Source organism: Mesorhizobium huakuii, from assembly GCF_014189455.1.
Classification (GTDB): Bacteria; Pseudomonadota; Alphaproteobacteria; order Rhizobiales; family Rhizobiaceae; genus Mesorhizobium; species Mesorhizobium huakuii_A.
Genome location: NZ_CP050299.1, coordinates 646,169 through 666,130, shown reverse-complemented (window position 1 = coordinate 666,130; position 19,962 = coordinate 646,169). Strand labels below are relative to the sequence as shown.

Annotated in this window: 17 protein-coding genes and 5 pseudogenes; 13 read left to right on the top strand and 9 right to left on the bottom strand. The window is 61.2% G+C overall.

The window, feature by feature from the left end:
- Window positions 1-387: 387 nt before the first annotated feature.
- The 4 genes and pseudogenes from HB778_RS40920 to HB778_RS40905 form a co-directional block, all read right to left on the bottom strand.
- On the bottom strand, window positions 388-498 hold the full coding sequence (locus HB778_RS40920; protein WP_244662215.1) for a helix-turn-helix domain-containing protein: 111 nt from the start codon (window positions 496-498) through the stop codon (window positions 388-390).
- A 102-nt stretch (window positions 499-600) separates the two neighbouring features.
- Window positions 601-1,346: pseudogene (locus HB778_RS40915) on the bottom strand (cytochrome P450); the annotation flags it as partial.
- A 57-nt stretch (window positions 1,347-1,403) separates the two neighbouring features.
- Window positions 1,404-2,813 (bottom strand): M16 family metallopeptidase, encoded by a 1,410-nt coding sequence (locus tag HB778_RS40910; RefSeq protein ID WP_183455463.1) that lies wholly within the window; start codon window positions 2,811-2,813, stop codon window positions 1,404-1,406.
- A gap of 7 nt (window positions 2,814-2,820) precedes the next feature.
- A complete protein-coding gene (locus tag HB778_RS40905) occupies window positions 2,821-4,140 on the bottom strand; it encodes a M16 family metallopeptidase (RefSeq protein ID WP_432421308.1) in 1,320 nt (439 codons plus the stop codon).
- Window positions 4,141-4,750: 610 nt separating this feature from the next.
- On the opposite strand from HB778_RS40905, the pseudogene HB778_RS40900 reads away from it, so the two are divergent.
- The 13 genes and pseudogenes from HB778_RS40900 to HB778_RS40845 form a co-directional block, all read left to right on the top strand.
- Window positions 4,751-5,888: pseudogene (locus tag HB778_RS40900) on the top strand (IS3 family transposase).
- Window positions 5,889-6,008: 120 nt separating this feature from the next.
- Window positions 6,009-6,143, top strand: a pseudogene (locus HB778_RS42685) (hypothetical protein); the annotation flags it as partial.
- Window positions 6,144-6,194: 51 nt separating this feature from the next.
- On the top strand, window positions 6,195-6,365 hold the full coding sequence (locus HB778_RS42680) for an IS66 family insertion sequence element accessory protein TnpB (protein WP_244662168.1): 171 nt from the start codon (window positions 6,195-6,197) through the stop codon (window positions 6,363-6,365).
- Window positions 6,362-6,574, top strand: a complete 213-nt coding sequence (gene tnpB, locus HB778_RS43820) for an IS66 family insertion sequence element accessory protein TnpB (RefSeq protein WP_183455080.1) — start codon at window positions 6,362-6,364, stop codon at window positions 6,572-6,574. The genes HB778_RS42680 and tnpB overlap by 4 nt, the downstream gene beginning before the upstream one ends.
- Complete coding sequence (locus HB778_RS40885; protein WP_244662214.1) at window positions 6,549-7,349, top strand: transposase; 801 nt, start codon at window positions 6,549-6,551, stop codon at window positions 7,347-7,349. The genes tnpB and HB778_RS40885 overlap by 26 nt, the downstream gene beginning before the upstream one ends.
- A gap of 826 nt (window positions 7,350-8,175) precedes the next feature.
- Complete coding sequence (gene istA, locus HB778_RS40880; protein WP_183459433.1) at window positions 8,176-9,675, top strand: IS21 family transposase; 1,500 nt, start codon at window positions 8,176-8,178, stop codon at window positions 9,673-9,675.
- Window positions 9,668-10,441 carry an IS21-like element helper ATPase IstB gene (gene istB, locus HB778_RS40875; protein ID WP_183465277.1) on the top strand — a complete coding sequence of 258 codons (774 nt, stop codon included), beginning with the start codon at window positions 9,668-9,670 and terminating at the stop codon, window positions 10,439-10,441. The genes istA and istB overlap by 8 nt, the downstream gene beginning before the upstream one ends.
- The gene (locus tag HB778_RS40870) at window positions 10,438-10,659 is read left to right on the top strand and encodes a hypothetical protein (protein WP_183459435.1); all 222 of its coding nucleotides are present in this window, start codon (window positions 10,438-10,440) and stop codon (window positions 10,657-10,659) included. The genes istB and HB778_RS40870 overlap by 4 nt, the downstream gene beginning before the upstream one ends.
- A 266-nt stretch (window positions 10,660-10,925) precedes the next feature.
- Window positions 10,926-11,228: a transposase gene (locus HB778_RS40865; RefSeq protein ID WP_210308095.1), complete on the top strand. Its 303-nt coding sequence runs from the start codon at window positions 10,926-10,928 to the stop codon at window positions 11,226-11,228.
- A gap of 404 nt (window positions 11,229-11,632) precedes the next feature.
- Window positions 11,633-12,775 (top strand): IS630 family transposase, encoded by a 1,143-nt coding sequence (locus tag HB778_RS40860; protein WP_183455464.1) that lies wholly within the window; start codon window positions 11,633-11,635, stop codon window positions 12,773-12,775.
- 383 nt (window positions 12,776-13,158) lie between these two features.
- Complete coding sequence (locus HB778_RS40855) at window positions 13,159-13,386, top strand: helix-turn-helix domain-containing protein (RefSeq protein WP_183455083.1); 228 nt, start codon at window positions 13,159-13,161, stop codon at window positions 13,384-13,386.
- The gene (locus HB778_RS40850; RefSeq protein WP_183455084.1) at window positions 13,383-14,636 is read left to right on the top strand and encodes a type II toxin-antitoxin system HipA family toxin; all 1,254 of its coding nucleotides are present in this window, start codon (window positions 13,383-13,385) and stop codon (window positions 14,634-14,636) included. Before HB778_RS40855 ends, HB778_RS40850 begins: the two co-directional genes overlap by 4 nt.
- A 265-nt stretch (window positions 14,637-14,901) precedes the next feature.
- Window positions 14,902-15,063: pseudogene (locus tag HB778_RS40845) on the top strand (IS110 family transposase); the annotation flags it as partial.
- 91 nt (window positions 15,064-15,154) lie between these two features.
- Here HB778_RS40845 and HB778_RS40840 read toward each other — a convergent pair.
- The 5 genes and pseudogenes from HB778_RS40840 to HB778_RS40820 form a co-directional block, all read right to left on the bottom strand.
- Window positions 15,155-15,298: a hypothetical protein gene (locus HB778_RS40840; RefSeq protein WP_183455085.1), complete on the bottom strand. Its 144-nt coding sequence runs from the start codon at window positions 15,296-15,298 to the stop codon at window positions 15,155-15,157.
- Window positions 15,299-15,431: 133 nt separating this feature from the next.
- Window positions 15,432-17,339, bottom strand: a complete 1,908-nt coding sequence (locus tag HB778_RS40835; RefSeq protein WP_183465722.1) for a DDE-type integrase/transposase/recombinase — start codon at window positions 17,337-17,339, stop codon at window positions 15,432-15,434.
- Between the two features lie 269 nt (window positions 17,340-17,608).
- Window positions 17,609-18,122, bottom strand: a pseudogene (locus tag HB778_RS40830) (transposase); the annotation flags it as partial.
- 51 nt (window positions 18,123-18,173) lie between these two features.
- On the bottom strand, window positions 18,174-18,527 hold the full coding sequence (locus HB778_RS42675) for a hypothetical protein (RefSeq protein WP_244662167.1): 354 nt from the start codon (window positions 18,525-18,527) through the stop codon (window positions 18,174-18,176).
- Window positions 18,528-18,823: 296 nt separating this feature from the next.
- A complete protein-coding gene (locus HB778_RS40820; protein WP_183455087.1) occupies window positions 18,824-19,918 on the bottom strand; it encodes an ATP-binding response regulator in 1,095 nt (364 codons plus the stop codon).
- Window positions 19,919-19,962: the final 44 nt, after the last annotated feature.

Genomic DNA, 19,962 nt, shown 5'->3' with positions numbered 1-19,962 from the left:
CAATCGTGGGCTTCAGCGGTAAGTCCGGATCCCGGCACGTGACAGCATGGGCGTGTTGTCCACCAAAAAGGATAGCGAGCGCGCAGAGGGTATGACGGGAGATTGGTAGCATCGGTTCCTCGTACTATTTTGCTTGACATAACGGCCGCCTGTCGTGGGGCCAACCAGGTTGAAATAGCTAAAATACGCCCTCCTGCCTGCCAATCTCATTTGCTAGGTAGCAACCCCTCATCTCGGGTGTAGCCCCCATGTTCTTGCCTGAGATCAGGCGGGCTGTGTCGATCGGATCGGAATTGGCACTGACGCGGGAGCCCCCGCATCCACTCGTCTCAATGCGCCAAAGCACCATGCTTGATTTGTTCCAGCCACTCGCTTCGGTCGTTTGTTTCAAAGACGCTTGATCTCGATACCGTATTTCCTCAGCACGTAGCCAATCTGGCGCGGCGTCAGTCCAAGCAGGCGTGCCGCCTTCGCTTGGACCCAGCCACATCTTTCCATGGCCGCGATGACACGTTCGGCATCGGTCGTTCTCGCACCATTTAAGTGCACGTTCCGCACGCGGCCCCAGCGGGGCGATGGCCTCCCCGGCGTCGCGCAACAGAGGCCGAATTCGATCTGCGCGGCAGTGCACTCGCGCCCCGCCACCAGCATGCCCGCCGCCAGGCCGATCGCCTCTTCCTCGGTCGCCTTGCCCTGGTCGACCGCCGCGAGCAGATCCGTCAGCAGGTTGTCGCCCGGATCCTGGCGCTTGTCCCGCATCTTGCCGCGAATGTAGGCGCGCGGTTCTTCCCAGGCCAGGCGCGACGCGCTGCGCGGGCCGCTTTCATGCTCGTGCGTCATCACCTCGTCGGACAGCCCGGCGAAAAAGGCGTGATCCTCGTAGAGTACGCCCATCAGCGCGCTGATGACCATGGCCGGAAGCGGAAAGGAGAGGTGGCGCCGCAGGTCGGCGGGCTGGGGCTGGGCCGCCAGCGTCTCGAACAACTGCGCGGCGATCGCCTCGACCTGCTGCGCGAGCAGCTTCACCCTGCGGTTGCTGAAGGCCGGCGCCACGATCATGCGTAACCGGGCATGCTCGCCCCCTCGTGCGAGACCAGCCACCCCGGCGAACCGAGAATCACCGAATCCGGGGTGAATGCTGCCGGCGGCATTCCCGCGGGCCGGAACGCCGCGTCGGACAGCACCGCCTTGGCCTCGTCGTAGCCTGTCACCCACCAGCCTTCGTGCCCGGACGGGAAGCGCACGCGGTGGATCGGACCGTTGGCGCGTAGCGCCAACTTCTCGGTCGAGGGCTCGATGTGATCGACGCGCCATATCGGCAGCGTCGGCAAGGGTTGTTCGGACATGGTGGCAGTTCACTCTCTAAGCGATGGAGGGAGAAGGAAGGCAAATGGGTCCTGGGCTCATCCTTTGCCCCCCAGCGGCGGGCCGACCACCATAATGGCGGGCTCGGCCGAAAGCAGCTTCTTCGCCGCCGCCCTGACCTGGTCGAGCGTCACCTGCTCGATGAGGGCCGGGCGCCGCTGGATGTAGTCGGTGCCGAGATTGTCTAGCTGCAATTCGACAAGCGTGGCTGAAATCGAGCTGGAGGAACCCAGATTGTTGATGGCATAGGCACCGATCAGATACTTCTTGCTCGCTTCGAGCTCGGCCGATGTTGGGCCTGTGTCCACCAGCTCCTTGATTACTTGTCTTATCAGGTCGAGCGTCTCGGCCGCCCTGTCGGCGCGCGTCGATGTCGTCACGACAAGCGTGTTGGAATGCTGGTAGCCTTCCAAGCTAGAGGAGACACCGTAGGCAAGGCCGCGCTTTTCGCGCACTTCCTGGAAAAGACGTGAGGTAAATGGCGAGCCTCCGAGTATATTGTTTATCAGCTGCGCGGCATAGAATTCCGGGTCGCTGCGTCCGATGCCGGGAAAAGCCAGCTGGAGCGAAGTCTGGGGCAATGAAGTCTGGGGCAATGCGGATTTGACCAACGTCCACCCGCCGAGCTTCGGGGTGACATCAGATACGGGGGCGAGCGCCTGCTTCTGAGGCAAATCGCCGAACAACTGGTCGAGCCTTGCGCTCAGGGCTTTGGCATCAATGTCGCCGACGACCGCCACGTGCAGCCCGTCACGACCGAAAGCGGTCTTGTGGAAGGCGCTTAGATCGGCGGGCGTTATGTGGGCCAAGCTTTGCTTGGTGCCCTCGGGCGGCCGCGAATACGGATGCGTGCCATAGAGTCTGCGCAGCCAGGCAAGCTCGGCGATCACGTGAGGTTCGCGCTCGTTGGCGATGATTTCGGAGAGAAGCTGGGCGCGAATACGCTCGACCGGCTCCTTATCGAAGCGAGGCCTGTTCACCGCGAGCCTGACCAGATCGAAAGCGGCGTTCTGGCGCTCGGAAAGCAGGCGCATCGAGCCATGGATACCGTCGCGCTGCGCGTCGAAGCTCATCTCGGCGCCGGCATCGTCGAGCTGCACCTGGAAGGTCTCGCTGTCGAGATCGCCGGCGCCCTCGTCGAGCAAGCCGGTCATCAAATTGGCAAGCCCCTCCTTACCGGCCGGGTCCTGGGTGGTGCCGCCGTCGAAGACCAAATCCATGGTGACGATCGGCAGCGTATGGTCTTCAACCAACCAGGCGGTGATCCCCTTTTCAGATTTCACCTCCTGGATATTCATCGCCGCATGGGCCCTGAGCGCCGGCAGGATAAGGAAGAGGATGGCGAGAATGACGATGACCAGCGGGGTGGCGAAGCGCGCGACGCTGCCTTGTGCCGCTGAAAGCGGAAAAGGCAGGGCTTGTGCAAAGGCGGCACGGTGTTGGTTCATCGTCACATCAATTCTCCGTATTGGGCAAGAGAGGCAAGAGATAGCCGGTGGTCGAATGGTCGGACACGAGATAGCGGGCGGCAACGGCCTTGACCTGATCGGCGGTGACCTTGCGGATGCGGTCCGGCCGTTCCTCGACGTCTTTCAGATTGCCGCCGGTGGCAAGCGTGGAGCCATACATGCTGGCGATGGAGTCCTGCTGTTCGTGGGCGAAGATTACTGAGCGGACATAGCGGTCTTTCGCCTTGTCCAGCTCGTCGCTGGTGACGCCGTCCCTGGCGATGCGGGCGATCTCGGCGTCGACCGCGGCCTCGATGTCGGCAAGCTTGGCGTCGCCCCGCGGCGAGCCGTGAATGCTGAAGTAGCTAGCATCCAGCATGGTGCCCTCGAAATGGGCGCCGGCCTCGGCGGCAATGCCCTGTTTCACTACCAACTGCTGGTACAGCCGGCTGCGGGTGCCGCCGCCGAGGATTTCGGCCAGCAGGTCGAGCGCCTCGGCCTCGCCGCGCTCAGCGGTGCGATAGGACGGCACCACCCAATGCGTCGAAAAGTTCGGCACCGACACGCGCGCGTCGGTCAGCGTCACCGTGCGCTTAGTGTTCTGCCCCGGCTCGACCGGACGGATGCGGGTTAGACCAGGAGCCGCCGGCACCGTTCCATACGTCTTCTCGGCCAGAGCCTTTACCGTCTCCGGCGCGACGTCCCCGGCCACCACCAGCACGGCGTTGTTGGGCGTGTAATATTTGTCGTAGAAGGCCCTGGCGTCGCTCCAGTCCAGCTTCTCCATCTCCTGCATCCAGCCGATGACAGGTATTCGGTAGGGCTGGTTCTGCCAGAGCGTGGCGTCGACCGCCTCGCCCAGCACCGCCTGGGGATCGTTGTCGATGCGCGAGCGGCGCTCCTCGATGATCACGTCGCGCTCGGTCTTGATATCATCGTCGGTGATGCTGAGGTTGAACATGCGGTCGGCCTCGAAGCTCATCATCTGCTCCAACGCGGGAGGCGCCACCGTCTCATAGAAGGCGGTATAGTCCTGAGAGGTGAAGGCGTTGTGCGAGCCGCCGATCTCGGCCACCGCGCGGTCGCACTCGCCGGCGGCATGGTTGATCGTCGCCGCCTTGAACATCAGATGCTCGACGAAATGCGCGATGCCGGATTTGCCGGGCGGCTCGTCGGCGCTGCCGATCTTGTACCAGACCATATGGGTGACGATCGGCGCGCGGTTATCGGGGATGACGACCACTTCCATGCCGTTGTCGAGCAGGAAATTCGTTGCCTTGATGTCGTCGTTGGCCGCTAAAACCGGAGCGGTGGTCACAAACGCCAGCGCGGTCGCAAAAAGTGTCCCGCGGAGGCAGCCAAACCGAAGGGTTACTGATGGCTTCTCTTTTCGTGACCGGCCGATGGGCAAGGTTTGAGTCAAAGTGAGTTGTCCTTATTTTTGAAGGTGCTGCATGCTCATCGCCCTTAGTGGGACAAAGTGGCTCGTGGGCAGCCCCGGGCCAGATGGGCCATCAGCATGTTGCCAGGTCTGACTCGAGCGTTTTTGAGTGCATCTGGGAAACGTGAGGTGGCATTTTTTGTTGGGTGATCATGGGACGGCTTCTCCTTGGTCCGTGACGTGTTTGCCGATGATCCGGCGTCGTTTGCCATTTGGCGATCGTGCAACGCCGGACGGTATTGATAAGGTCTCCTAGTTCATAAGATCTCCTGACTGGTTGTCCCCACAACAACCCTTCTTGCAGAGCTAGCTGACAGTAGCCTGAAAGCTACGAGCGAGTTGCGCGACAGCGATCTTGAGTGGCCTCAAGGGTAAGCGCGTAGGCATCCCCACGTAGCGTGCAGGCGGTTGAGAGCTGGCTCGGCAAAATTGAACAGGGGTTTAAGTGGAATTTCTGCCTGAGCTGAGCCAGAGTGGCTCACGAACAGGAGCTGAAATGCCGAAACGAATTCGCCGTAACCATGCTGCTGGTTTTAAAGCCAAAGTGGCGCTTGCGGCCCTGAAAGGGGAAAAGACGCTATCGGAATTGGCGCAGCAATACGATGTGCATCCCAACCAGATCGCGGATTGGAAGAAACAGCTTCTTGAGGGAGCCGCGAGCGTGTTTAACGGTGGGGAGAAAGCGGCACCAGCGGTCGATGTGAAGGTTCTTCATGCCAAGATCGGCGAATTGACGCTGGCCAATGATTTTTTAGGCTCGGCGCTCGACAAGGCCGGGCTGTTGGCGAGCGTAAAACGATGATTGATCGCGACCATGACTTGCCGATTACAAAGCAGGCTGCCGAATTGGGGATCAGCCGGGGCAGCGTCTACGCCTTGCCTCGGCCCGTGTCAGCCGCCGATCTGAAGCTGATGTGCCGGATCGACGAATTACACATGGATTATCCGTTCGCCGGCAGCCGGCTGATGCAAAAACTCCTGAAGCGGGAGGGCTATGAAACGGGCCGCTTACACGTGCGAACCTTGATGAAGCGCATGGGCATAGAGGCGCTTTATCGCAAACCGCGCACCAGCAAGCCCGGGGATGGGCACAAAATCTATCCCTATTTGTTGCGCAAACTGCCGGTCACCCGGCCCAATCAGGTCTGGGCGACAGACCTGACCTATATCCCGATGGCACGTGGGTTTTGTTATTTGGTCGCCATCGTCGACTGGTTTACGCGCAAGGTTCTGTCCTGGCGGCTCTCCATCACGATGGACACGGCGTTCTGCATTGAAGCACTCGAGGAGGCGCTCGCCCGATATGGCAAGCCGGAAATCTTCAACTCCGACCAGGGCAGCCAGTTCACCAGCATCGAGTTCACCAAGATCCTGCTCGATCAGAAAATCCAGATCAGCATGGATGGTAAGGGCGCCTGGCGCGACAACGTCTTCGTCGAGCGCCTATGGCGAACCGTCAAATACAACGAGGTCTATCTCCAGCCTATGAAAGCGTCAGCCAGGCACGTGCTTCCATCGGTAAATTCCTGACTTTTTATAACCAGAGACGACCTCATTCGAGCCTTGACGACAGAACGCCCGATGAGGCCTACTTCACCCCAATGACGCTCCCGAAGCGGCCTAAACACAGGTAGGATTCCACTTATAAATCGGGAAATCCTGTTCAAACAAACCGAGCCAGCTCTGTTGATGGTCATTTTCAGCATGAATCATGCGGAGAATCCTATGAGCGACAGTATGAGCCATCATCGAACATTCGAGATTTTGACGGCGGAGCCTGTGCCGTCCCGACGCAAGCCGCGCCATCGGTCGGACGAGAGAAGGCACGGCTTGTCGCCGAAGCGTTCTCGCCAGGGGGCAATGTCTCGGCGGTTGCGCGTTCCGAGGGGCTGGACCCCTCGCAGCTCTATGCGTGGCGCCGCAAGGCGCTTTCGTCGGGCATGGTTGCGCCACTGACGGAGGGAGCGAGCAAGCCGGCGAAGTTCACGCGCTTTGAAGCGGTGGGCAGCGACACGGTGGAAATCGTCATTGGCGACGCAGTGGTGCGCGCCGGCGGCGATGTCGATCCTGATCGCCTGGCGAGGATCATCCGCGCGGTTCGTAAGGCATGATCGCTTCCGGTGTGGTGGTTTACGTGTCGTGCCAGCCGGTCGACTTCCGCAAGGGCGCGGCATCTTTGATGGCGCTGGTCAGGGATGGCGGCCTGGACCCATTCTCGGGGGCACTTCACGTATTCCGTTCGAAGCGTGCGGACCGGGTCAAGACGCACCGCCCGCCTCGGCGAGAGCCAGTTGGTGATCGGCTTCGCGGCCGGCGGTGAACCCGGCTCGCGCCTGTCGCGCAAACTCGCCATGCCGGTGAGCGGCGACACGCTGTTGCGGATGATCCGCGCGGCCGGGTTCGAGCCGCCGGAAGCGCCGCGGGTGGTTGGCATCGACGACTGGGCCTGGCGCAGAGGACAGCGCTACGGAACGATCATCTGCGATCTGGAGCGCAACCGCGTCCTCGATCTGTTGCCCGACCGAAATGCCAACACGGTCGCGTCATGGCTGAAACGTTATCCGGGCATCGAAGTCATCGCTCGCGATCGCGCCGGCATTTATGCTGACGGCGCCCGTCGTGGTGCTCCCCATGCAACGCAGGTCGCCGACCGCTGGCATCTTCTCCAGAACCTGGGCGAAGCGTTGCGTCTGGCCCTCGGCCGCCATCGCAAAGCGGTCAGTGGCGCCGGAAAGGCGATGATGGCCGAGATGAGTGGCGATGCCGACGCCAATCCGGAACCATCAGTGGAGACTTCCCCGAAGCTTGATGGCCTGCGCCGGTCGCGCCGCAACCAGCGCAGTGAACTCTATGCTGAAGTCCTTGATTTGCGGACGACCGGCATGTCGCCGCGACAGATCGCGCCCCGGACCGGCATGAGCGTGAGAACGGTCGAGCGCTGGCTTGCAGCGGGCGGGGAGCCCGAGCACCGGCGGCCGCCCGCGCGCTCGGTTTTCATAGATCCTTTCCAGGAGTATCTCGAAGGACGCTGGCAGGAAGGCCAACGCAACGGGTTGCACCTGTGGAGCGTGTCGAAGACGGTCGAAAACCGCTGACAAACGACGACACGAGCTGAAGCGCTGGAAAGAGCAAAGGCGGCCGCCCGCGCGCTCTTCAACTAGCGCTGTAGCGGGCGGCCGCCTTTGCGGCGCGGTGCTGATCACGTGAGGTTGAGAAGGCGGTAGACGCGGGGCACGTCTCCAGGCGCCCTGAGGCGGCTTTCGACGTACCCCGCCATGCGCCTGCCTTGTGGTATCTGCGGGTAATCAGCGCCGCAGAAACAATCCGGCGTAACACCGATCTCAACTGGCAAGTCCGGGCTCGGTGTCACGCTCCACTGACGGTGCGCGACCTGCATTATCGCATTGTCAGCGCATTCCGTCGACCTTTTCCCCGAACTCCCAGCGGCGCTCCGAAAGGACCGTCGCGGATGCTCACGGGCCGCTTCTTTCTGTGCGGCCACTGCCGTTCGCAGGTAACGATCTGCCGCAGCTGCGACCGGGGACAGCGCTACTGCGGCCAGGACTGCGCCCGTGCTGCCCGCCGCGAGAGTGTGCGCGAGGCGGGGCGACGTTATCAGCGCAGCCGCCGTGGACGCCTGGCTCATGCGGTCCGGGCCCGACGATATCGGGCTCGGCACAATAAAGTGACGCATCATTCTCCACCTGCATCTCCTGCCGGTTCACTACTGGTCAGTCCCTCGAACGATGTCGTCGCTGCTTTTGCTGACGTCGTCGGGCGGGCGACGACATCGGTCATGCCCACGCCGTGCTGTCGGCGCTGCGACTGTCGACTGTCGCCGTTCGTTCGCACCGGCTTCGTGCGTCGCCGGGGGGCTCGTTATGCCCGTGAAGCTGACTACGCAGACGGAGAGCCCGCATCATGACCATCAGCCCCGAACTGGAAGCGCAGATCCTGCGCCTGTATCACGCCGAGAAGTGGCGCTGCGGCACCATCGCCAGGCAATTGCATGTCCATCACACGACGGTGCATCGCGTTCTGGCCCAGGCGGGATTGCCCCGGCACAAGCCGCTGCAGAGAGCCTCAATCATTGAACCGTATCTTCCATTCATTGAGCAGACGCTGGAAAAGTTCCCCTCGCTGACCGCCAGCCGCCTTTATGCGATGGTGCGCGAGCGCGGCTACCGGGGCTTGCCGACGCACTTTCGGCACCTGGTTGCCCTGCACCGTCCCCGCAAGCCGGCCGAGGCGTTCCTGCGGCTACGCACATTGCCGGGCGAGCAGGGACAGGTCGACTGGGCCCACTTCGGTCACATCGAGATCGGCAACGCCCGCCGGCCGCTCATGGCGTTCGTGATGGTGCTTTCCTACTCACGCGACATCTACCTGCGCTTCTTCCTCGACGCGCGAATGGAAAACTTCCTGCGCGGTCACGTCGGCGCGTTCAACACATGGTGCGGGCTGCCCAGGGTCCTGCTCTATGACAATCTCAAGAGTGCGGTGCTCGAGCGCCAGGGCGATGCGATCCGCTTCCATCCGACGCTGCTTGCCTTCGCCGGCTTCTATCGGTTCGAGCCACGTCCTGTCGCGGTTGCCCGGGGCAACGAAAAAGGCCGCGTCGAGCGCGCCATACGGCATATAAGGGAAGCATTCTTCATCGCCCGCAGGTTCACCGATCTCGACGATCTGAATGCCCAGGCCGAACAGTGGTGCCGCAACCAGGCAGCCGACCGGCCATGCCCCGAGGACCGGACGATGACGGTCCGCCAGGCGTTTGCGCAAGAGCAGCCACTGCTTCTGCCGCTGCCCGCCAACCCATACCCCGTCGAGGAGCAGGTCGCCGCCAAGGTTGGCAAAACGCCCTATGTGCGCTTCGACCTCAACGATTACTCGGTACCGCATGCTCATGTCCGGCGCACGCTCAGCGTGCGCGCCGATCTCGGCCTGGTCCGCGTCTTCGACGGCGCAAAGATGATCGCCAGTCACCGTCGCAGCTATGATCGTGACCAGCAGATCGAGGACCCTCAGCACCTCAAGGCTCTCGTCGCAATCAAGCGCGAGGCGCGCCAGCATCGCGGCCTCAACAGCCTGACGCGCGCCGTGCCGGCCTGCCAGACCCTGATGATCCGGGCCGCCGAGCGTGGCTCCAATATCGGTGCGATCACAAACGCGATGCTGAAACTGCTTGACCTGTACGGCGCGCAGGAACTGCAGGCCGCCGTCGAGGAAGCTTTGCACGCCGGCGCCTCCCATTCGAGGTCGGTTCGCGACGTACTGGAACGCCGCCGGGTCGCCCGTGGTGCTCCGCCGCCGGTCGAAACGAGCCTGCCCGAACACGTGCGGCGCAAGGATACGACGGTACGGCCGCATCGCCTCGACAGCTACGACCAACTGACCCTTGGAGGCAAAGATGATGAATAATCCCGACATCCTGCTCAACCGGGCCAAGGCGTTGCGCCTCAATGGCCTGATCACCCATTGGGACGAAATCGCTGACGCGGACTGGCTGGCCGCCGTCCTTCAATGGGAAGAAGAGGAGCGCTCCGACCGTTCGATGCGGCGACGCATGCGTGCCGCCAGGCTCGGCCACTTCAAGCAACTGTCCGATTATGACTGGCACTGGCCGCGCCGCATCGACCGCGCCGCCGTCGAGGATCTGATGACCCTGTCCTTCATGAACGATGCCGCCAACATCGTCTTTATCGGCCCCAACGGCGTCGGGAAATCGACACTTGCTCGCAATGTCGCTCACCAGGCGCTCATCTGCGGTCACACCGTCCTCTTCCGAACCGCCAGCGAGATGCTCGGCGAACTCGCCGCCCTCGACAGCGATGCAGCCTTGCGCCGACGGCTTCACCACTACGCCGCCGCCGACGTTCTTGCGATCGACGAGGTCGGGTATCTGTCCTACTCGAACCGTCATGCGGACCTGCTGTTCGAGCTCATCAGCCGGCGCTACGAAAAACGCTCAACCATCATCACCACCAACAGACCCTTCGCTGATTGGTCGGAGGTCTTTCCCAATGCCGCCTGCGTCGTCAGCCTCGTCGACCGCCTCATGCACCGATCCGAGGTGATCTCCATCGAAGGCGATTCCTATCGCTTCAAGGAAGCGGCCGAGCGATCAAAGGCACAGCGCGAAAAACGCACCAGCCGCTCCTCCGGCGAAAAGGTGCCCGCGGCATGAAACCAGATCCTCAACCGTCCGGCCTCAGTCGTGGAATCCACTTCCTCATCAATCCCGAATGGACACCCGAACAGGCGCTCGCTGTCTTCGAGCTCCTCAACGATCTCGCCGATAGCATCTGGTCGCACTACGGCGTCCAACTCCAGGAACTTATCCAGGAGCAGCAACGAACACCGACCAATCACAGCGATATCGAAAAAGCCCCGTCCTCGCTCTGAAGCACACATCCTCGACACTCGGCGGCCTGCGAAGGCCGCCTTTTTGTTCCGTCCACAAGCACCAAACTCTTGTCGTCGTTTAGCCGCGCTTTTGAAAAGCCATCAACAGGAGCGAAATCAAGCGCCGCGGCTTTGCAGGCAGCAGGGCGACCGTCTACAGGTGGACCGCCGCCCGCCAGCAGTGCTCATCGACCGCTCCGCCAAATGCCCGATGGCGGCCGCCGTCGCGCCGAAACTGTGCATGGCTGCTGAGGGAAGACCCGACTTTGCTCGATCAGCAGACCGAACAATTCTTGGGCCATCTCTATGACTGCGCGCCGGAGCTCTTGAAGGCGGGTGACCTGGCCCGACGTTTCGCTGCACTGATACGCGGCGACGACGATGCCAGCCTCGAGCAATGGATTGAGGACGCCACGGACAGCGAACTGGCTTCACTTGCAGCAGGCATCGGCCGTGACATTGCGGCTGTTCGGGCCGCAATCACCCAGCCCTGGAGCACCAGTCCCGTCGAGAGACAGATTAACCGTCTCAAGACCATCAAGCGCCAGATGCATGGGCGCTCCGGGTAGTCAGTTGCGGTGCACGCGCACGGTCTGGCGGGACGGATTCACCGAGCAATTTCTGCTCGCAATGACCCCGAGCTGCCGATACCGCCTCGCCTGGATGGGGACGCCTGAGTTCGCCATGTCTTCTGGAGAGCCGGATGCGTAACGAAAGGCGCAAGTCCGGTTCGGGAAGAGGCGGTGAGAAACCGGTCGCCGAGAGGCGACACGGCGCTTGCCGCCTACTTTTATACGTCACCGTGTTCCGCGGTGATTTAGGGGAAGGGGCCTCGGTCGCCGAACTTCAGAACCTCAGTCGCACCAAGCGCGAGGCCAAACTAGACGATCGATTCCATGAATCCGGCTTGGAAGGAACAATCAGTTGCTTGGTGGATTCCTCGTTTGCGATTGGCGAAACGAGGAGCAGCATCATGGCAGGACAGCGGCGTGTGATCGAGTTGGCGATGAACGAGGAAGAGGTTGTGCAATTGGGCGCGATATCGCGCTCGCGCACGGAACGCGCGAGCCGGGTGGCGCGCGCGCAAATGCTGCTCAACTATCGTGAAACACCGTCGTTCTTCACGGTGGGGCGAAGGCTGGGGGTTCATCATCAGACAGTGCAACGCTGCGTCGAACGGGCGGTGGACTATGGCCCGCTGGCCGCACTTGATGACCGGCCGCGACCGGGGAAGGAGCCTGTGATCACGCCGGAGGCTAAGGCTTGGCTGGTATCGTTGGCCTGCGACAAGGCCAAGGACCACGGCTATCCGCACGAGTTGTGGACGACGCGGTTGCTGGCCCGCCATGCGCGCGAGCACGGCCCGACGGCTGGACACGCCTGTTTGGCCAGTCTGGTCCAGGGCACGGTGTGCAAGATCCTCGGCAAAGAGGAAATCAAGCCGCATAAGGTGCGCTATTATCTTGAGCAACGAGACGCCGAGTTCGAACAGAAGATGGCCGAGGTTCTGTGCGTCTATCGTGAAGTCGAGGTCCTGAAAAAAGCCTCTGCCAATTCGAACAGGCGGCGCAAGCTGGTGGCGATCATCTCGTGCGATGAAAAGCCCGGAATCCAGGCCATCGCAACGACGGCGCCGGATTTGCCGCCCGTGCCTGGCGCCTACGCCACCTTCGCGCGCGACCATGAATACAAGCGCCATGGCAGGCTCAGCCTGTTGGCCGGGATTGATTTGCTTACCGGCAAGGTCCATGCGCTCGTGCGAGATCGCCATCGCAGCCGCGAGTTCGTCGAATTGCTCAAGCTCCTCGATGCTGCCTACCCGGTCGGGACCGCAATCAAGTTGATCCTCGACAATCATTCCGCGCACATATCGAGAGAGACCAGAGCCTGGCTCGCTACTCGACCGGCCGGCCGCTTCGAACTCATCTTCACTCCTAAGCACGGCTCGTGGCTCAATCTTATTGAGGGCTTCTCCAAGTTCGCTCGCTCGGTGCTGCGCCATATCCGGGTGACCTCGAAACATGAGCTCAAACAGCGCATCATGGCTGGTATCGACGAGGTCAATCGCCATCCCGTCATCCACACATGGTCCTACAAACTCGCCGAGGCCGCCTGATATGATTCGAACCAAAGAAACGCAGGACTAGATGCTATCAAGGACGCCTGTACGGCCTATATCCAAGGACCGATGGCGGCGGCCTTGACTGAATTGGTACCTGCCGCCGCAGAGCGCACGGGACTGCCGCTCGGAGACTTTCAGGTACGAACTGACGACGATGACAAGCAGATTGATATCCGACCGCAACGCCTGTTGAGAGGTATGTCCGTCCGGCAGTGAAGATTGAGTCAGGCGCCAAGTCAAGTAAGCACTCGAGCTAAATCACCCCGATCGGGTTGATACCGGCGCTACTAACGTTTTCCTTATGTGATCGTCCCGAACGGTTCTTTTTCTTTCCAAAGGCCGCTTCGAATGATAGATTCGTCCCGATAGGGATGAATATGCAGACGATAACCGACAGCAAAACCCTCGGCCTCCGGATCCGGCAGGAACGCAAATCGCAGGGCCTCACACAGGAACAGCTCGCCGGCCTTACCGGCGTCGGCGTGCGTTTCGTGCGCGAACTGGAAGCGGGGAAGGAGACCTGCCAACTTGGTCGTGCGCTCCAGGTGGCCAGCGCCCTCGGCCTCTTCCTGTCGGTCGGCCGCCGACGGGATAGCGGGTCATGACTCATCTACTGGACGTATATTTCAGGGAGACCAAGGCCGGCATTCTCAGCCAGGACGAGGACGGCGCGCTGGGCTACGCCTATTACGCCGACTATCTCGCCGGGCAGCAGCCCCGCGTCATTTCCTTCTCGATGCCGCTGCGGGAAGAACCCTATGCCGACCGGGTCGCGCGTCCGTTCTTCTCGGGCCTTCTTCCGGACGAGGGCGCGCGGCAGCGTCTTGCCGGAGCGCTTGGCCTTTCGGCTGGCAATGCGTTCGGCCTGCTCGAGGTCATCGGTGGCGAATGCGCGGGCGCCTTGTCGTTGTATCCAGCTGGTGAAGCGCCGGCTCCTTCCGACGATGACGAGGCTCTCAGTGCAGAGCGACTCAAGGAAATCATCGGCAAGCTGCGCGAGCGGCCCCTGCTCGGGGGAGAGGAGGGCGTTCGTCTCTCACTGGCCGGCGCCCAGGACAAGCTCGCGGTGATCGTCGAAGGCGAGACGATCCGGCTAGCCAAGGGCGGCCGCCCAACCACCCATATTCTGAAGCCGGTCATCCAGGCGCTGGAAGGAACCGTCGAGAACGAGCTCTTCTGTCTGCGCCTGGCAGAGCGTCTCCAACTGCCGGTTCCAAGGGTCGAGATGCGCCGTGCCGGCGACACCGCGTTTCTTCTGATCCAGCGCTATGACCGTGCGCGGACTGACGGCGGACACATCGAACGATTGCACCAGGAGGATTTCTGCCAGGCGCTCAGCGTTCCACCCGAACTCAAATATGAAGAAGAGGGCGGTCCCGGTACCAAGAGCTCGCTGGACCTGATCGATCGGGCCTGCGCACGACCGGCGGCGGACCGGTTGCGCTTCATCCGGATGCTGATCTTTCATTATCTCGTGGGCAATGCCGATGCGCACGGAAAGAATTACGCGCTGCTCTATGACGGCGATACGCCGAATCTCGCCCCACTCTACGACGTGGTTTGCACCGCCGCCTATCCGCGGCTGGCCAAGAAGCTCGCCATGGCGATCGGCGGACGATCCGTTCCCGACACGATCCAACTGAAGCACTGGCTGACGCTCGTTCCCGAAACCCGGGGCGCGCAACGCCTTCTCATCCGCGATATCGCAACCATGGCCGGGCGCATTGGAGATGAGGCCGACGCTTTGCTCGCGCAGCTGGCGAATGTAGGGGCGGACCACGCCATTCTAAAATCCGTGCGCGCAGTCATCGCGACCCGGGCAACGCACCTTTTGCGGATGACCGAAGGTGGATGACGCCTGAGGGTCCACAGGTAACAGACCTTGCTTCGCTCAACCCTTGTCGGTCTCGGTGGCGGAAACTGGGAATGAATCCCGGTAGATCGATCAGGACGGCAACTTCTTCCTGCTGGGCGAGGAGCCTTAATGGTCTCCACCAAGGGATACATCCAAGCGCGGAACCGCGCGTGCCTACAGGGGCCATTGTCATCGATGCGGCGGCCACGGCTGCCTAATCGGCAACGGGCAGACCACACCTATTGGCGACAAAAATGAAAAGGATCGTCGAACTCAAGAAGGTTTGGCCCCGCCTATCCGAGCCCACATGACGGAGTTCGGCATCATTGCGGCGAAGGGCGCACAGAACGTCGATCGATTGAAGGAACAACTGGATCTGCTGCCGGAAGTGGCCCGGATGCCCGTGAGTTTGCTCTTCGATCAGTTGGCTGTTAGCGGTCGTCAGGAAGTGCGCATAAACGGTGCCATGTGCTGTTTGGGGTTTTCCTGTGAGAGAGGTAGGGACCTGCTGATTTCGTTTAATCGGTCGGGGCATTGAGGTTTTGGATCTCCTGCTGGATGTCGAGGGCGTAGCATAACCAGATCTTGTCGCGCAGTTCGGTGAGGAGCTCGAAGACGGCGAGCGCCTGGTCGGGTGTCAGTGCGACGGCGTCGCCGCACACTACCAGCCTTCTCGACCACCTCATGAATATGGACCAGGCTCCCGGCCCAAGGATGCCACGGGTAAAAAAGCTCGTGCTCCGCGATCTCGTGTTGCCTCACGTAATTTTGTTACCGGCTGCCTCACCAAGAATGTTACCCGCTCGCCAGACGTGTGGAATCTGAAGCGAGGTATGGCGCTGGGCCGCTGACCTCGCCGATGAGCCGCTGCACGGCTTGTTGTCGCCACGCCCTTACTCGCTTCTGCAGCGTGTGAAGCTGGCGCAAGCTGTATCGTCCGGGGTGACGGGCCTGGAACTCGACGAGAAGTTCAAGTGCTGTCTGATCGGGACGCTCTTCAAGGCATCGTGCCATCTCTTCCCAATGGTCCTTAAAGATGTCTGGACGTCGGCCACGCGGTTTGTCGTTGAGCCGACGATACGTCTTCGGCCCAACGACAACACCGCGTGCGCGAGCTGCTTGGCGCCACAGATTGACCCGTCGGACGAGTGTTTTGTACTGCTTGCGGGTAAATCGACCTGGAAACTGGACACACAGCTCTTCGAAGAGTTGCGTGGCATTGATGTTGGGGAATTCTTCCAATCGGCGGCAAACGATCGGCCACACCATGCGGAGCGCCTGGACGCGGGCTTGGCCAGGCTCGGCGTAGACCGGCTTCGGCTTCTCCTGCATCTTCGCGGCTTTCGCGGCAGGAGTGGGTGAGATCACCGGCTTGAGCGCGGCGGTGGGAGCCGCAATAAGGACTTGCGTCGAGACCTTTTGTAGACTTCGTAGGTAACGCGGTTTGGCTTCGGTGGAGAATGTCGGACGGATTTCGCCCGCATGCCAGGCACTCGACAGGCTTGCTACGAACGCGGCCAGGTCGGGTGGTTCGGATGTCGGCGGCGGCGGTGTTTCGCCGTCAGCCAGGGCTGCGAGATAGGCCTGCACAGCTCGTATCTCCTCCAGAAGCTTCAGCGGATCGAGGTCGGCGGCGATCTCGCGCAGCTTGCTCTTGGCAGCCATCGGGATGCCCTCCGCCTGCAGGAGACGCTCACAGGGCGTCTGCGGCGGATGATAGCGCTTGGCCACCTTCGCTCCGTCGCGCTGCTTGGCAGCCAGCTTGAACGAGGGCTGGAAGAAGTTCACAAACAGCCGGGATGCCCCGTAAAGGCGCGTGATCGCTCTGGCCGCCGCCAAGCCTTCAAAGCGCCGATAACCCAGGAGCTTCCGTACAACGGCGCCATTTTTCTGCTCTATCCACGCTTGGTCGTTCTTACGGTAAGGCCGCGAGCGAGTGAGTTCGATGCCGTGACCAAGGCAATATTCGATCAGCCTGTTGTTGACGAACTCGCTGCCATTATCCACATCCAGCGCTCTCAGGGCAAAGGGCAAGCCCATGCGGATGCGCTCGAGTGTCTCGACCACGAGGGTGCCTTCTCGGACCACGATGGGCGCGGCCTCCGTCCATCCGCTCGCGATATCGGTCAGAACCAGGCTGTGAACGTAGCTACCGCGGTTGGCCTCTCCGCAATGAGCAACCAGGTCCATTTCCATGCTGCCGGGAAGCGGCTCGTTCCAGTCAGCAAAGGTGCGCATTTTGATGCGCCGCCGCGGCTCTGGCACAACCCTTGGCGGCTTTTTCGTACGCATGGTGCGCCTCGGCATCTGGAGCAAGCGGTCGATCGTCGCGGCGCTCATAGACAGGATCTTGTGGCGTATCTCCTCCGCGAGCTTCAAATGATCGTTGCGTTCCAGCGCCGGCAATAGAATGGGCAGCAGTGCCTTAAGGCGCTTGCCGCAGACTCGATCTGAAGCTTCCCACAGCACAATCAACGCGCCCCGAGCGGCCTCGTCATAGAGCGACGGGCGTTGACGGGTCTGCCGGCTCCTCGGCTGCGGGGGGCTGTTCAGGACACGGATTGCGGACTTTTCATGATAACCCGTCGCCGCGATGAACTCCTCCAAGATCCTGCGCTTGTCCTTGTTCGCTGCGGCCGCATAGCGAACCCTGACCGCATTGGCGAGTTCCATGCGAATAGCATGCGTCATCTTCGTCGTCATGATGCCTCCCTCGTGGTGAGAGCATCATCGCGGTATTCGCCTTCACGGGTAACATTTTAGGTGAGGCAACCAAGACGCGCGGTAACATTTTCTTTGAGGCAATGCGACACCGCGATCCCGTGGGCGTTCTGTCGTCGTGTTGTACAACGAGGTGCGCCCGCATGGGGCGATCGGGCACAAGGTCCCGATCTCGTTGCTCAATCACGATGGCGCCGCCAGCCCGCCATCGTGAGAAAGCCGGGAAACTCCACCTTCCGGCGGTCCAGAGAATGGTATCGGAGCAGGCGCAATTGCTGGCCGCCATGTACGGCGTCAAACGTGTCGTCGATGTCGAGCGCAATCCGCTTCGGCACCTGCCGGAAGGAAGCGCAATAGAGATCGACCATCGCCCGCCCCATCGCGACCAGCTCCCGCACGCCGGGCAGGTTCTCCAGCCGGCAGATCGTCGACTGGGAGGCCAGATCCCGACCCGACGGCAGCGCATCCTGGGCCATCTTGAAGACCGGATCGGAGCGCAGCTGGTTGGCGTCATTGCCATCCTCATAGCCGGCGGCGATCATCTTCATGCGAAATCATGTCCGCCAGGCTGTGGACGACCTGGTCCGGGCAGCGCGGATCATCGATGCAACGCGCCAGACGGTCGGCCACCCGCAGTCGTTTTTCCACCTCGGCCAGCACCAGAACGCCACAGTTGGAGGACAACATGCCGCCGTTGAAACGGGCGACGACGGACTTGCCGCCCACTGATGACAAACCGCTCAGCGGCAGGGTAAGATCATTCATGGCGGGTGTGGTCTCCGGGAAATGATTCGGATCGGCTTTAGCAACCAAATCCTACGTCATTTCAATGGCTTGCGCCACATCCGCCAACCACCCTGAATTTTTCGGGCTAGATAGCTCACGTGTTGTTGTTGGTGGGCGCCCCGGCAACCGCTTCATCTTGTCAACCAGCCGCTCCAGCGATCCCGCGCGTTCCAACTCCGCAAAGAAATGATGCGGCGTGACGCTACCCAGCCGGTGCCTCTCGGCCAGTTTCCACACATAGGGATAGTCGACCATGAAATTGGATCGAGGCGACGCCTTGGATGGTCCAGCCTTGGTCAGGATGCCGCCGCCCACGAGCCGATCGGGAAGGAATTTGCCACCGAGAGCCATGCCGCCGATGCGTTGCCGGCCATGTTCTTCCACCGATCGGGCATACTGCAAACAACGTCCCATGTGAATGAAAAAGACCGTTCAGAACAACGCTACAGCACGGGCTCTCACGGCGGGAATCCGAAGTTGTGACTGCAGGGGGAAGCGCCTTAGGCTTGGGTGGCATGCTTGTCTCACGCCAGTGGATTGGGATGTGGTGTGCCCGTGCTGACTTCCTCTGGCGAGCCGGCCCACCGCGGGTTTGGTTACCACCCTTGTTTGACATTCTCCGTTGCCCAGCAGCCTACAATGCTTCCTACGCCCAACCTGGTCGCTGCAGCAAACCAGTGTCATTGAGGGATTCGAATAATCGCCTCAAAACCATCCTCGCGACCTGGGGCAGGCGAGGCAAATTCAAGGCTGCCCCCGACGTGCTTGATAACATGATTAGCGAGGGGTAGACCAGGGAAGTCCGGCTGAGTCTTACGACGCTCATATTCATATCGCTCTGTTATTTCGTCAAGGTCTGGGAGGGGCACCACCGGTCCTGCGTTTACAATGGCGATAGTTCCATTAGCTCGGACGGAAACTGTTGCCAGGGTATCGGGCAGTCCATGTGTGAGTGCATTGTCGAGTAGGTAATGAAGCGCGAGGTCAACCGCAAGGGCGTCTTCAAATTTGCGCACCAAAGAGGGGCAGCCGTCGACGTCAAGGATTAGCCGTCCGGCAAACCACGGCTTTTTCAAGAGGTCATTAACCTTTGACCGAACCTCTCGGACAAGATCGACGTGGTCTAGGACCGATTCGGCCACGAAACTGTACCCGACGCCACGCACTGTCGCTATTCGGTCCCCGCCGATCTTCTTGCGGAGCCGGCTAACATAAACCTCCACGGTGTTGCTCTCAATCTCCGAACCCAAGGAAAAGAGTACGTCCTCGATCTTCGCCTTCGAAACTAACGTTCCGGGCCGGCGCAGAAGGCAGTTGAAAACTGTCCATTCGCATGCAGTCAGGTAGACCGGCTGCCCGTCGCGCTCGCAGCGCCGCTCGGCCGAGTTTATTGACAGCGTCCCGACACAATATGGCTCCGGGAACTTCCCATGACGACGCCCCACGGCATGAATGCGCGCGGAAAGTACGCCGAAATTGAACGGCTTGGCCAAATAGTCGGCGGCACCAGCGTTGAGCCCCTCGATTTCGTCCTGATCGCGGCCTGCCACGATGATGACCGGTGCCGAATCAGGCCGCTTCTTCATCTCCCGCAGGTAGTCGATGCCGTTGCCGTCTGGCAGCTCAATGTCGAGCAGAACAAGGTCGTAGGCGAACAGACTTGCTTTATCCCGCGCTTCGGACAGGTCCTTGGCCCAGTCGACCGCGTGGCCCATCGTATGTTCGCGTACATCGCGGACAAAGTCCTCGTTGTGTCCAATGAGCAAAATATACATGCCGAGCTCCATTAATATCGCAGGGTTCATGCCTAATGACGGAA